Below are 12791 nucleotides of genomic sequence, written 5' to 3' on the forward strand. Positions count from 1 at the left end.
AACTTCGTTTTGAAAAAGTAATGGTGACCCCTACGGGATTCGAACCCGTGATACCGCCGTGAAAGGGCGGTGTCTTAACCGCTTGACCAAGGGGCCATATATAATGGTTGTCTTCTGTTCGGGAAACGCTTTTGTTAATGTCGTGCGCGCCGTTCCCAACCGACTTTTCTTATTATAGACAGTGTTTCTCATTTCGTCAACACTTTTTCATCAATTAGTTTTAAGTATTATTGAGAACACGATTGGTATGCGGTTTGCGCGCCCTTATCGCATCCTCAACAATCACTTTCCAGCTTGTATTGCTACAATTTGCCCAGCGCACTTCCCACAACTATATTTCCTGACGTCCATTCTTCTTCGCCGGTTATAAAGCAGCTTACATGATAGACACTCATATACATACATTGAATTCAGCTTCTTGTTTCCTTTTGAAAGGGGCCTGCAAAACCTTGGGGAAGATGTGTGCTTTAGCAAACTTTTAAAATCTGCATCGCGATGACGATAACCTCTTCCTTCTATATGAAGATGGTAATGACAGAGTTCATGTTTGATTACACCAACCAATTCTTCAGTCCCATGCACTTCCAAAACCAACGGATTAATTTCGATGGAATGATTTGAGAGCATATAGCGCCCACCCGTTGTCCTTAACCTTTTATTAAACCTGGCCATATGGATGAATGGCTTTCCGAATGCATCTAAGGAAACCATTTCAATAAGCTCCTTCAATACTTCATCCGTCATAGCCATCCCCTCCTTTTTAGTCGTTATTTTGCTGACGGCGGTAACATCGTCAAAGAAATACGTCCTTTTCCTTTGTCTACACCTTCCACCCACACAGTAACGATATCACCTGAAGCGACAACATCAAGAGGATGTTTTACAAAACCTTTTTTCAATTTCGAGATATGAACGAGACCATCTTCCGTTACGCCGATATCAACAAAGGCACCGAAGTCCACAACATTCCGAACAGTTCCTTGCATTTCAAGGCCTTCGTATAGATCCTTCATATCGAGTACGTCTGCTTTTAAGAGTGGTTGCGGATAATCATCACGCGGGTCCCGATTTGGTCTTTGAAGTGTTTCGATGATATCTTTCAGCGTCACTTCCCCAACGTCTAACTTGATCGCTAGAGCTTTAACGTCAAGAGCAGACAATGCATCCGCAGTTTCTTTCTGACCAAGCAATTTCTTGCTTGCCTCTGCTTCTTCTAATACTTGCTCCGCCAATTGATAACTTTCAGGGTGAATCCCTGTCGAATCAAACGGATCCTTTGCATCAGGCACCCGCAAGAAACCTATCGCTTGTTCATAAGTCTTCGCTCCGAGGCGAGGTACTTTCTTCAACTGATTGCGCTTCGTAAACAATCCATTCTCTTCACGCGATTTCACAATGTTTTCCGCGACGGTCTTGGACAGACCTGCCACATATTGAAGTAGTGATGAGGATGCAGTGTTAACATCTACCCCTACCCGGTTAACAGCCGTTTCAACTACGAATGATAATGATTCGGAAAGACGTTTTTTTGCTACGTCATGCTGGTATTGCCCAACACCTACCGAGCCCGGATCAATTTTCACAAGTTCAGATAACGGATCCTGTAAACGCCTTGCTATTGAAACCGCACTCCGCTGCTCAACTTGAAGGTCAGGGAACTCGTCCCGAGCTTGAGCCGACGCTGAATAAACACTTGCACCCGCTTCATTAACAATCACATATGAAACACCTGCTTGTGCCTCTTTTATACATTCGACTATGAACAATTCCGATTCACGCGAAGCCGTTCCGTTACCTATTGCAATAATCGTAATCGGATACTTTTTCAATAACTCCAAAATAGCACGTTTCGATTTTTCCTTTTCCATTTTGGGTTGATGCGGATAAATCACGGATATCTCAAGCAATTTCCCTGTTTCATCCACAACTGCAAGTTTACAACCTGTCCGGAATGCCGGATCGAGACCTAATACTACTTTCCCTTTCAATGGTGGTTGAAGGAGAAGGCTTTTCAAGTTTTCCGAAAACACGTGGATTGCTTGCTCTTCGGCCTTTTCAGTAAGCGCCGCCCTAATTTCCCGCTCAATTGAAGGGGCAATCAAGCGTTTAAATGCATCTTCAATCGCTTCTTTTACATGTGGCGCAGAAGGCGAATGTGATTTACGGATCAACTCACGCTCAAGTCCTCCGATAATTCGTTCACTTGGAAAAGAAATACCTACACGTAACACATCTTCTTTTTCACCACGATTTAACGCAAGAACACGGTGTGGTACGATTTTTTTCAAAGGCTCTTCATATTCATAGTAGTTTTCGAAAACATTACGCTTATCCTCTGCCCCCTTGCGGACTGCAGATACGATCATCCCATCTGACCATGCTAACTTTCGTATGTTTTCCCGTATCGCGGCATCATCCGCAAATTGTTCGGCTACAATATCTCGAGCTCCGGCCAGTGCATCTTCAGCCGTATTTACCCCCATTTCTTCATTTAGGAAAGGCGTGGCAAGATCTTCAGGCGAACTCCCAGAAAACTCCATTAGCTTTTCCGCAAGTGCCTCAAGACCACTTTCAATCGCAATCATGGCACGTGTCCGTCTTTTTTGTTTGAAAGGCCTGTACAAGTCCTCAATTCTTTGCAATACTGTAGCGCTTTCAATCGATTTCCTCAAGTCGTCATCCAGCTTACCTTGTTCGTCGATAAGACGGATTACCTCTTCTTTACGCTGTTCAAGACCTTTAACATAACTATAGGCATCTTCAACCGCTTTAATTTGTACTTCGTCCAACGAACCAGTTTCTTCTTTTCGGTATCGCGCGATGAATGGGACTGTGTTTCCTTGGTCAAGTAATGCGATTACCTTTTCAGCTTGATGTATACTGACGGCCGCTTTCCCAGCTGTAGCCTCAACAATATGCTTCATCAATAAAACCACCCTTCCTTCTATAGATTCATTTTAACATAAGAAAAGCGCAAGGCGCCTTAAAAGGAACGCAGCTTAAGTGCGCCACTTCCTGTGGCAACAGCTGCATGACCTACATCCTGTAGGCCCGCGACAGGCATAAGGCGAGCTGGCGAAGCGGCGTTCTTTGCCGCACAGCCGGACCGACTTATGACCCGAGCCTCTAGGCGTTGGAGTCTGGACGGCAAGAAAAGCGCAAGGCACCTTAAAAGGAACGCAGCTTAAGTGCCCCACTTCCTGTTGCAACAGCTGCATGACCTCATCCTGTAGGCCCGCGACAGGAATAAAACGGGCTGGCGAAGCGGCGTACTTTGCCACACAGCCTGACCGGCTTATGACCCAAGCCTCTAGACGCTAGAGCCCGGACGCGGAATAGCCCCTTTCGCAGGTTTTCCACGGCAGAGGTTTTCATTATTTCTTACCCGTTAAAAAAGCCCACCTCCAACTTACAGAAGTAGGCTTCCAGCTATAAATGTCGCGTCGTCGCCGTGTTCAATTGAACCGAGTACTTTTTGATATAACTCATAAGGCCCTGAACTTGCCTTCATTGAAGCTTTTGGACTTCTAAGTGTGACGCCATCTGAATGGAGGAAGAATAGATCCCCCTTTTCATAGTTGTATTGTTGCGTCTTTAACTTTTGAGGTCTCCCTGAGAGATAGCCCATTACCGGTAAGGGATAAATCATCTTACCGCAATCATGAAGCATATAAAACCGGACATTCCCAACACAACTATACTGAATTGTTTTTCGCTTGTAATCTACTTTGACAATAGCAACTGCCGCACCGCGTTTTTGAACCATATGTTCATTACATCGACTAAGTAATTCGTCTATTGTTTCATGATGATATTCTTTCAACACTTTTGAAAGTATTTGAGATGATTGGCGTGCAATCGGTCCATTGCCTAACCCATCCGCTATTGCGCAGACGAAATAGTCTTCCTCCGCATGGATAAAGTAGGTGTCCCCACATTCTCGATTCCCAAACTTCGCTTCCTGATAAACATACGCTTCAACGTGTTCTGTTATTATCGAGTCCACTATAACACACCACCAGCCAACAATATTGCTTCCTGTAACTTCTTAATTGCTTTGCGCTGTAGTCTTGAAACATGCATTTGAGAGATACCAAGTCGTTCTCCCGCTTCTTTTTGGCTCAGTTGTTCAATATATGTATACTGGATGATTTGTTTTTCACGTTCCGATAAAACAGTTAAAGCATTCGCGACGACCATACGTTGATCTGTTTTCTCAAAGCCACCATCAGTCTCACCAATAATGTCGAAAAGTGTTATCGTACCTCCTTCAGAATCAGCTTCAAGGGTATGATCCATTGACAGTGCTTGGTAACTTCTCCCCATTTCCATCGCTTCGAGGACCAATTCATCTTCAACATCAAGGTACTCTGCAATTTCACTAACAAGTGGAGAACGTTGCATCTCTATTGTTAACGTTTCTACAGCTGCCTTGATCTTTGGCCCCAATTCTTTTATACGACGCGGAACATGTATTGCCCATGTCTTATCACGGAGAAAACGTTTAATTTCACCGATGACTGTTGGCACTGCAAACGCTTCAAAGCTTCTTCCGAATTCTGGATTATACCTACGTATCGCTCCGAGAAGTCCTAGCATGCCTACTTGGACAATATCTTCATGAAAGGATTTTCCATTGGAGTACTTTCGAGCGATTGATTGAATAAGGCGCTCATAATGAAGAACCAGGTTTGTCTGTGCCTCATCGTCATTGGTCTCCTGGTAGCGTTTTATCCATTCAAGGACTTCTATCTTCGTACCGTTTTCGCGGGGAGACAGTTCGCTTATTTCTACTTCAGGAGGAGATGGTTCTTCTGTTTTAGATTCATGAGGTGATGGTTCTTTCGACATCGACATCCTCATCCCCCCGCTCTCCACCGAGATATTTAGTCATAAATACAGTCACACCCTCCTCATGAAGAACTTTTACATCATCCATAAGTGTTTCCATTAAATATAGACCTAGTCCTCCTTCCCGAAGAAATTGAACTTCCTCCTGTTCATTGTATGGTCCTACGCGTTTCTTCGTTTCTTCAAAATCAAAACTTCTCCCGTGATCCGCGACCATTATTTCTAATTTATCCACAAACAAAGCACAACCAACTACAACTTCTCCATCATAATCTTCCTTATATGCGTGCTGGACTGCATTTGTAATCGCTTCACTTGAGGCAATCTTTAAGTCTTCGATTTCATCGTAAGTAAAACCAAGCCGGCTTGCCAATCCTGAAATCGCGAGCCGAGCAACTCCAACATATTGTGCTTTTGCGGGAACCTTGATTTCAATGTAATCATACGGTTGCATCTTCGTCCCTACTTTCTTCCGCTACGATATCCATAACTTCAGCTAAACCAGTTATTTCGAATAGTCTTCTTAGGCGGGTGTTTACGCCAACAATCTTCACATGCCCACCATTAGCTTTAACAACTTTGTAAAATCCAACGAAAACACCAAGCCCAGTGCTATCCATGTATCCAACTTCAGATAAGTCTAACTCCGCTTGCATATTTTCCACGTTTTCTGCTGATGCAAGACATTCTTTTAGTTTCGGCGCTGTAAATGCATCAATTTCGCCAACAATTTTAAATCGTTGGACACTATTCTCTTCCACTAAGTCGACTTGCAAGTTCATAATTACACCCCAAATTTCTTTTTTTTTAAAAAGCATATTATAGATACATATACCCTTCTCTTAAAGTCTTAAACCTTACCGTTCTCTTTTTTGAAGATAACAATCGTAAAATCATCACTTAAATGAAAGTTTTGGAGGTATGCAAGTCTTTGATATACTGCGTCAGCAATTTCTTGGGCAGATTCGTCTTTCACTTCCACTAAAATCGATTTAATCACTTGATCATCTATGAAATCAGTATCCGTTCGCACCTCAGTAACTCCGTCCGTCATAATCGCAATAAAGTCGCCTTCTTCCAGAATGACTGATTTCTCTTCATATACGACATTCGGTTGAACACCGAGGAGAAGTCCTTTTGCGTGAAGCTCCGTAAATTTCCCCGTCGATGCCTTATACAGGAGGGCAGGTTCATGTCCTGCAGTAGCATATGAAAAACTAGAGTCTCTTGCATCATACTTTCCATAAAACATCGAAATGAACATCGAATCATCCACACTTTTTTCTACAATCCTGTTAACAATATCAAGAACATTACTCGGGCTTGTATTTTCATCCCGCAAACCATCCATTCCAAATTTGATCATCGACATGCATAGTGCCGCCGGAATCCCTTTTCCGATAACATCAGCTACTGCCACACCCGCTTCGTAACTATTATCATTCAGAAAATAAATATAATCCCCGCTCATTTGCTTAGCTGGCTCTGTTACAAATCCAATATCAAGCTCTTTAAAATCCGGTTTCCTCGTTTTCAGAAGCGTATCTTGTACTTTTGACGCTACATTCATTTCAATCTGAATCTCTTCCTGTTTTCGAATAAGACTCTGATGTTCTCTAAGCGCAAGTCCGTAATGAATCATCATTTCAATCAAAAAATCAAACGAGTGCCATAGCTTTCCGGGCATATCCGGCAAGACTTCAGCAAGCGCCGTTTTATGGATACTGATAACTTCTTCAGGAGAAATTTCTTTTTCAATGAATCGCCTGCTAAACTGTTGCCCTAAATAAAGATCTTCTTCATTTTGTCCATCAACATATTGCTGCAGTATTTCTTTATACTGCTTTACAACTTCGTCGGGCATCCATCGTCACCTCCTCATCGTAGCCACTTTGTGGTAGTAATTACTGTTCCTTTCCCTAGTTCCGTGTCCACTTTGAATTCATCCATAAGCCTTTTTACACCCGGCATGCCTGCACCAAGTCCTCCCGATGTCGAAAAACCGTCCTCCATCACCTTACGCATATCCCGAATCCCCGGGCCATCATCAGAAGCTATAATTGTAATCCCGTATAAATCATTTTCAGAAAGTCTCATAATTTCGATTTTCCCTTTTCCAGCGTATAAGTATATATTGCGGGCTAACTCACTAATAGCCGTTGTAATACGCGCCTGATCTACCGTTCCGAAGCCAGACTTTTTTGCTTCATTCCGGCCAAGCTGTCGAGCGGCAACAATATCCCATTCCGTGTATATATCTACAGAAGACCGGTACTCCATGGTTAGACCTCCAATTCTTTACGAAGTTTATCCAAACCATTTTCGAGATCTAACGCTGTCAAAACATACTCCAAACGGATCCCGAGTTCGATAAGTGTAATCGCAACGGCTGGTTGGATTCCTGTAATGACTACTTTCGCCCCCATCAAACCCGACATGCTTATAACGTCCCCAAGCACTTTTGCAATAAAAGAATCGATGAAATCAATCGGTGTCAAATCGATTACGACACCTCTCGCCGACGTTTCATGCATTTTTTTCAATAAATCCTCCTGGAACTGAATTGCTGTCTGATCATCAAGCTCCCACTGAACAGAGACGATTAACGTATCATTTAGTTTCAATATTGGAATCCGCATATTCATGATTGTTCAACCTCCACCATTGCGCGATTCGTAAGCCTTAAGGCCTCCTGCATCCCACGTTGCAACGTGCTCGTCGTTGTGAAATCATTCAGATTAATGCCTAGCGTAACAATTGTTTGAGCAATTTCCGGTCGGATTCCAACGAGCATACACTTCGCACCAACAAGACGAACAGCATCGGCAGCTTGAATGATGTGATGGGCAACCATCGTATCCACCACTGGTACACCAGTTATATCAAGAAGGACTACTTCAGCACGTTGTTTTACTACACCCTCAAGCAAATTTTCCATAATCAATTTAGCCCGTTCCGTATCAATAGTACCAACAAGCGGCATGACTGAAATCTTTTCGAAAACTGGGATCAATGATGCGGATAGTTCCTGCAAAGCAATTCGCTGCAAACTAACAGTTCGGTCCCATTCCAGGGAATAGGCTTCTATGATGCTTTCACGAAGAGGCGTAATCCAGTTAGTAAAAACACGCAGAATAGATCGTAGATTGCTTGCTTCAATAACCCCTTTTTCTTCCAATAGCCTGAAAGTGATTTGCGAAAAGTTTTCGATTGCCTTGTTCACAAACTTTATAGACCAACCAAAACGGACTACTTTCTCAGTAAAATCATTCAATTTTTCTGAGTTTACGGTATTACTTTCCGAGATATTCGATGTCATCAGTTCTGCAAATTCCCTACTTGTCTTTTCGATAAGGTTAGCAGGCATGAAATAAAAAAAGCGTTCTCCTTTTTCTTCTTTCATACTTGTTTGCCAGCGTTCAATAATTTCATCCATATATTGATTGATGCCCTCTACCATTCGCTTATTCATAATTGTCTCGATAAGCCTCCTTATGAATTAAAAATATCTGTAATTTCATTGTAACGAAAATAGTTCTACAACACACTATTTTTGACACGCAAACAGGAATTTAAGATACTTTCAAAAACTTGAAAAATCAAAAAACACCACAGAAATGAATCCCGTGGTGCTTCTTTTATATGTATGCTCAGAATTTGATGAGGCCGAAACTTACTTCGAGCGCTTCATCGACCTGTTCCATCAAAAATTCATCTAGATGCGTAATCTTATCGGTAAGCCTCGACTTGTCGATTGTGCGGACCTGCTCGAGCAGAATAACTGAATCCCGCTCGAAGCCATATCGTACCGCATCAATTTCAACATGTGTAGGCAATTTCGCTTTTTGAATTTGCGCAGTGATTGCCGCAATAATAACCGTCGGACTAAACCGATTGCCTATATCATTTTGGATGACTAGGACTGGCCTCGTTCCTCCCTGTTCAGAACCAACAACAGGCGACAGATCTGCAAAAAAGACGTCTCCACGTTTTATTGCCAACTTTTCATCCTCCGCTTACGAGACGTTCCACCGTATGCTGGGCTTCAAATTCCACATGCAAGCATTCCGTGGCGATTCTAAGGTTGATTTGCGACATTTCGAGATAACCGTTCATCATCTCTTCTCTGATCGTATCCGATTCATAGTCAGTTACATATCGCTTTGTCGAAATATAAACGAAATCACCACGGTCCAGTTCCTGATGGACGACCGTATGTTCATTTTCATTCAGCATCCGTTTCGGAATTTTAACAATAATTTCTTTAATGTTTTTATTTGCACGCAACGTTAGCACCTCCGACAAACCCGTTCCCTCATTTCAATACAAGTCCATCTTACCATTGTATACCGACAATGAGAAGACACGAAAGGAATTTTATTGACAGGATTCTGCAAAACTGCTAGGTTTTTTGTCGAATGTACGAATATTATATATTCTGTCCATCTTTCCCTGTGTATATTCTCGGTACTCGCTTCGCAATGGATACAGCAATTTCATATGGAATCGTGCCTAGTCGTTCCGCCCACTCTTCCACAGTAACTTCCTCTTTACCTTGACGACCTATTAGAACAACTTTTTCGCCAACCAGCATTTCCCGCGGAAGCTTCACCATGCATTGATCCATGCAGATAGTTCCAACGATGGGCATTCGTTCGCCACTGATTAGTACTTCCTGTCCGCGTAGACCACGTCTCAAACCATCGGCATAACCAATCGGGATTGTGCCAATCCATTCTGCACTCGCTGTTACATAGGTACCGCCATAGCTGATTCGATTGCCCGCCTCCAACAACTTCACATGAGCAAGTTCGCTTTCGATTCGCAATGATTTTTCAAGACGAAACGGCAATTTCCCTCCTACATATTCCGAAGGCGCTATGCCATAAAGTCCGATTCCGAAACGGACTGCGTCAAGCGCATATTCAGGATAGAGGAGGGTTGCCGCGCTATTCGATACGTGAACAAGTCGCGGTTTTTCCGACAACGTCTGCACTAGCCTCATGAACGTAGTAAATTGCTCCTTAGTACTTTCAGGATTTCCTTCATCTGCACAAGCAAAGTGTGTGAAGATACCGTCCAGCAGCACTTGTTTAGAACGATTAACGACCGACATAAGGGACCGCAGAGCATCCTCATCCCTTAATCCGATTCTACCCATTCCACTGTCAATCTTTACATGAATCCTCAATTGTTTCACGAAATCTTTGCTGACGCCTAATGCCGATTGCAACCACTCAGTACCCGAAACTGTTAATATAATCCCCAATTCAGCTGCTTTTTCAGCAAATAAAGGCGGTGATGGCCCCATGACAAGAATGTCCCCACTAATACCCGCCACCCGGAGTCGTACCGCCTCATCAGGCGTTGCCACCGAGACCATTTCCGCGCCCGCTTCAAAAGTAGCTTGAGCCACTTCCACTTCACCATGGCCGTAACCGTCTGCTTTTACAACTGCAATAACTGCGGTTTCACTACCCAAATACTCTTTCAAATTCCGAACATTGGCACGAATAGCTGCAAGATTGACGACGGCTTGCGTTGGACGATAATGAATAGAGTCTTCCATAACAATCCCTCATTTGTATTGTAGTACTCTCTATTATCCATCCCCTGCCCTTTCTCCGTCAACCTTAGTTATATTATTTCATTCCCTCCGCTTTCATCGATCCAGCTACCTCAATCAGTTCATCTTGCGTCAACTTATCGGATGCGATGAAGAATGAAATGCCTTCACTTTCCCAACGGATTGAATTTTCCGTAAGGGCAGCAACAGTAAATCCAAGATCGACGGGATCGCCTTCAACAGAGACCGGTATTTTGTTATCCGCTCTAACTGCTGGCTCCTGGACAATAATGAACTCCTTCTCCCCACCAAAAGTCATAAATGATCGTGTACCGCTATCCATTTTCACAACTTCCTCATCAACAAGAGTGCCATCCGCCCAAGCTACTGATGGATAGTACGTTGAAAGTCCTGTTGCTTCATCATCCGCGGCTGGTTCAGTTTCTTTACCTGTATTCGTATCATCCATTTCTACGGCGTAATCGGTAGCTTTTCGCTCGACGCCAAGTGTAATCTTATTGAATGTAATGCGAATCTTTTCCACTTTGTTTTCATCCAGAACGGAGACATACGTTGGCAGCAGTGTCTTTTTGTCAATATGGATCTGCTGTGTTGGCAGAACCTTCTTATGGTTATTTCTCGTAGCTGTTTCAAAGACATACGTTTTCTCTTTTTCCGTCATCGTTGCATTTTTATCGGCTTTAATATCTTCTGACAAGGCACCTATTAAATACGCCTGGCTATTTTGTGCTGGCCAGTCACTTTGGAACTTGTAGGTCTTACCAAGTGATGGCGTAACAACAAACACACCTTCTTTATTACGAACAATCATCTGGGAATCCTTACTACCTGCCTGCGTTACATTAACACGATAGAAAGCCGGCTTCGTATGCCAAACTGCGACTTCATAAGAACGCGGCTCAGCTCCAGTCTTAATTTCCATGGTCGCTTGCAAGTCATACCCTTTCGCTTCGTTCCACTTTCCACTGAGTTTCTTCATGACATCCTCTTTCGACGGCGATCCACATGCCGCAAGAATTACCATGACTACAACTAACAAAAGAGCAAATAGTCGGCTACGCATACAGTTCATCCTTTCTCATTTCAATCGGGTAAATCATCTTATGAGGAGGGACGAACAATTATGCAAGAAGGATAACTTGAGCTGCTGCTACGGTTCTCGTATGAGTGATAGAAATGAAGCCAGCAATTGAATCCCCCTTAAAAAACACAGTTGGTTTACCACTAAGTTCAGGCAATATACTGATATCTAAGAAACTACAGTGTGTTCCAATTCCCGTTCCTTTTGCTTTAGCAAACGCTTCTTTTCCAGCAAAACGGCCTGCAAGGAATTCTATTTTCCGACTAGTCGTGTGAGATGCGTAAATCTCCAGCTCTTCCGCTGTTAAAATACGCATACGGAATTTCGAAGACCTAGCATCCAACTTGGCTATTCTATCCAATTCGACGATATCAAGCCCAATTCCTGCAATCAAAATAATTCCTCCTTCCCAAGTTATCGAAAAAATCGTAATCACCTTGACCAAGTGCTGGAGCATAGACGATAAAATATGTATAATGAAGTCATAGATTGAGGTGAATACATGTTTAGCCGTACAGAAAGCTTCTCGCAATACATCCGCCTCTATCCGGTGGTTACGTTTTTCCTTACTTTGAATATCCTTATTTATCTAGTGACGCTTATCCCGTTTATCGGGCAACAAGTATTATACTATGGTATCGGGGTCAACTTTCTTATCTCCGATGGAGAATGGTGGAGACTTCTAACACCGATGTTCCTTCACGGCGGTATCATGCACCTGCTGTTTAATATGTTCTCCCTTTTCATCTTCGGACCTGAACTTGAGAAAATCGCAGGTAAGGCTCGCTTCCTAACAATATATATGCTCGCGGGTATTTTCGCTAATATTGCAACATTCTTCCTGCAAGCTCCTGATTATAGAAGTCTCGGCGCAAGTGGTGCAGTTTTCGGGATTCTTGGAGCATTCGGAGCACTTGTCTATTATACGAAGCATATGTTACCGCAGCTAAGACAGATTATCCTACCCATTATTGTTATCAGTGTAATTATGACCTATATCCAACCCAACATTAACACAACCGCCCATATCGCGGGGTTAATCGTCGGATTTTTAATAGGACTTAGCTATTTTCACCCGAAACGGATTGTCAGTTGGAAAAGCAAGAAAAGAAGGTAAGAAAAGCGGAAAGCGCCTAAAAGGAACACAGCTTAATTGCGCCACTTCCTGTGGCAACAGCTACATGACCTACATCCTGTAGGCCCGCGACAGGCATAAGTCGATCCAGCGACGTGGCGCTCTTTGCCACATAGCTGGATTGCTTTCAAGGAACC

The 12791-nt window shown here is 43.1% G+C and carries 16 protein-coding genes and 1 tRNA gene; 1 reads left to right on the forward strand and 16 read right to left on the reverse strand.

What is annotated here, in order from left to right:
* Nucleotides 1–21: 21 nt before the first annotated feature.
* From I2483_RS18505 to acpS, 16 genes are all read right to left on the reverse strand, one after another.
* Nucleotides 22–96, reverse strand: a tRNA-Glu gene (locus I2483_RS18505).
* 186 nt (nt 97–282) lie between these two features.
* Nucleotides 283–744: a SprT family protein gene (locus I2483_RS18510; protein WP_207278541.1), complete on the reverse strand. Its 462-nt coding sequence runs from the start codon at nt 742–744 to the stop codon at nt 283–285.
* Nucleotides 745–767: 23 nt separating this feature from the next.
* The gene (locus I2483_RS18515) at nt 768–2924 is read right to left on the reverse strand and encodes a Tex family protein (RefSeq protein WP_207278542.1); all 2157 of its coding nucleotides are present in this window, start codon (nt 2922–2924) and stop codon (nt 768–770) included.
* A gap of 485 nt (nt 2925–3409) precedes the next feature.
* The gene (locus I2483_RS18520; RefSeq protein WP_207278543.1) at nt 3410–4006 is read right to left on the reverse strand and encodes a SpoIIE family protein phosphatase; all 597 of its coding nucleotides are present in this window, start codon (nt 4004–4006) and stop codon (nt 3410–3412) included.
* The gene (gene sigB / locus I2483_RS18525) at nt 4006–4857 is read right to left on the reverse strand and encodes an RNA polymerase sigma factor SigB (RefSeq protein ID WP_255550520.1); all 852 of its coding nucleotides are present in this window, start codon (nt 4855–4857) and stop codon (nt 4006–4008) included. Before sigB ends, I2483_RS18520 begins: the two co-directional genes overlap by 1 nt.
* Nucleotides 4826–5305, reverse strand: a complete 480-nt coding sequence (gene rsbW / locus I2483_RS18530; RefSeq protein ID WP_207278544.1) for an anti-sigma B factor RsbW — start codon at nt 5303–5305, stop codon at nt 4826–4828. Before rsbW ends, sigB begins: the two co-directional genes overlap by 32 nt.
* Entirely contained in the window at nt 5292–5633 is a 342-nt protein-coding gene (locus I2483_RS18535) for an STAS domain-containing protein (protein ID WP_207278545.1), read from the reverse strand. The genes rsbW and I2483_RS18535 overlap by 14 nt, the downstream gene beginning before the upstream one ends.
* A gap of 68 nt (nt 5634–5701) precedes the next feature.
* Complete coding sequence (locus I2483_RS18540) at nt 5702–6715, reverse strand: PP2C family protein-serine/threonine phosphatase (RefSeq protein WP_207278546.1); 1014 nt, start codon at nt 6713–6715, stop codon at nt 5702–5704.
* 14 nt (nt 6716–6729) lie between these two features.
* Entirely contained in the window at nt 6730–7131 is a 402-nt protein-coding gene (locus I2483_RS18545) for an anti-sigma regulatory factor (protein WP_207278547.1), read from the reverse strand.
* A gap of 2 nt (nt 7132–7133) precedes the next feature.
* Nucleotides 7134–7496 (reverse strand): STAS domain-containing protein, encoded by a 363-nt coding sequence (locus I2483_RS18550; protein ID WP_218625012.1) that lies wholly within the window; start codon nt 7494–7496, stop codon nt 7134–7136.
* Nucleotides 7493–8323, reverse strand: a complete 831-nt coding sequence (locus I2483_RS18555) for an STAS domain-containing protein (protein ID WP_207278548.1) — start codon at nt 8321–8323, stop codon at nt 7493–7495. The genes I2483_RS18550 and I2483_RS18555 overlap by 4 nt, the downstream gene beginning before the upstream one ends.
* 178 nt (nt 8324–8501) lie before the next feature.
* Nucleotides 8502–8852 carry a type II toxin-antitoxin system PemK/MazF family toxin gene (locus I2483_RS18560; protein ID WP_067205315.1) on the reverse strand — a complete coding sequence of 117 codons (351 nt, stop codon included), beginning with the start codon at nt 8850–8852 and terminating at the stop codon, nt 8502–8504.
* A gap of 4 nt (nt 8853–8856) precedes the next feature.
* Nucleotides 8857–9147: a transcriptional regulator gene (locus I2483_RS18565; protein ID WP_255452426.1), complete on the reverse strand. Its 291-nt coding sequence runs from the start codon at nt 9145–9147 to the stop codon at nt 8857–8859.
* Nucleotides 9148–9280: 133 nt separating this feature from the next.
* On the reverse strand, nt 9281–10420 hold the full coding sequence (gene alr / locus I2483_RS18570) for an alanine racemase (protein ID WP_207278549.1): 1140 nt from the start codon (nt 10418–10420) through the stop codon (nt 9281–9283).
* A gap of 73 nt (nt 10421–10493) precedes the next feature.
* Entirely contained in the window at nt 10494–11501 is a 1008-nt protein-coding gene (locus tag I2483_RS18575) for a LolA family protein (RefSeq protein ID WP_207278550.1), read from the reverse strand.
* A gap of 58 nt (nt 11502–11559) precedes the next feature.
* Nucleotides 11560–11913 carry a holo-ACP synthase gene (gene acpS / locus I2483_RS18580; protein WP_186672216.1) on the reverse strand — a complete coding sequence of 118 codons (354 nt, stop codon included), beginning with the start codon at nt 11911–11913 and terminating at the stop codon, nt 11560–11562.
* Between the two features lie 108 nt (nt 11914–12021).
* Here acpS and I2483_RS18585 point away from each other — a divergent pair, with 108 nt between their 5' ends.
* Nucleotides 12022–12636 (forward strand): rhomboid family intramembrane serine protease, encoded by a 615-nt coding sequence (locus I2483_RS18585; RefSeq protein WP_207278551.1) that lies wholly within the window; start codon nt 12022–12024, stop codon nt 12634–12636.
* Nucleotides 12637–12791: the final 155 nt, after the last annotated feature.

Source organism: Sporosarcina sp. E16_3 (assembly GCF_017347125.1).
Taxonomy (GTDB): Bacteria; Bacillota; Bacilli; order Bacillales_A; family Planococcaceae; genus Sporosarcina.

Excerpts from the sequence above, each read along its gene's own strand:
- I2483_RS18510 (WP_207278541.1), bottom strand. The coding sequence starts at position 744 with ATGACGGATGAAGTATTGAAGGAGCTTATTGAAATGGTTTCCTTAGAT.
- I2483_RS18515 (WP_207278542.1), bottom strand. The coding sequence starts at position 2,924 with ATGAAGCATATTGTTGAGGCTACAGCTGGGAAAGCGGCCGTCAGTATA.
- sigB (WP_255550520.1), bottom strand. The coding sequence starts at position 4,857 with ATGTCGATGTCGAAAGAACCATCACCTCATGAATCTAAAACAGAAGAA.
- rsbW (WP_207278544.1), bottom strand. The coding sequence starts at position 5,305 with ATGCAACCGTATGATTACATTGAAATCAAGGTTCCCGCAAAAGCACAA.
- I2483_RS18535 (WP_207278545.1), bottom strand. The coding sequence starts at position 5,633 with ATGAACTTGCAAGTCGACTTAGTGGAAGAGAATAGTGTCCAACGATTT.
- I2483_RS18540 (WP_207278546.1), bottom strand. The coding sequence starts at position 6,715 with ATGCCCGACGAAGTTGTAAAGCAGTATAAAGAAATACTGCAGCAATAT.
- I2483_RS18545 (WP_207278547.1), bottom strand. The coding sequence starts at position 7,131 with ATGGAGTACCGGTCTTCTGTAGATATATACACGGAATGGGATATTGTT.
- I2483_RS18550 (WP_218625012.1), bottom strand. The coding sequence starts at position 7,496 with ATGAATATGCGGATTCCAATATTGAAACTAAATGATACGTTAATCGTC.
- I2483_RS18555 (WP_207278548.1), bottom strand. The coding sequence starts at position 8,323 with ATGAATAAGCGAATGGTAGAGGGCATCAATCAATATATGGATGAAATT.
- alr (WP_207278549.1), bottom strand. The coding sequence starts at position 10,420 with ATGGAAGACTCTATTCATTATCGTCCAACGCAAGCCGTCGTCAATCTT.
- I2483_RS18575 (WP_207278550.1), bottom strand. The coding sequence starts at position 11,501 with ATGCGTAGCCGACTATTTGCTCTTTTGTTAGTTGTAGTCATGGTAATT.
- I2483_RS18585 (WP_207278551.1), top strand. The coding sequence starts at position 12,022 with ATGTTTAGCCGTACAGAAAGCTTCTCGCAATACATCCGCCTCTATCCG.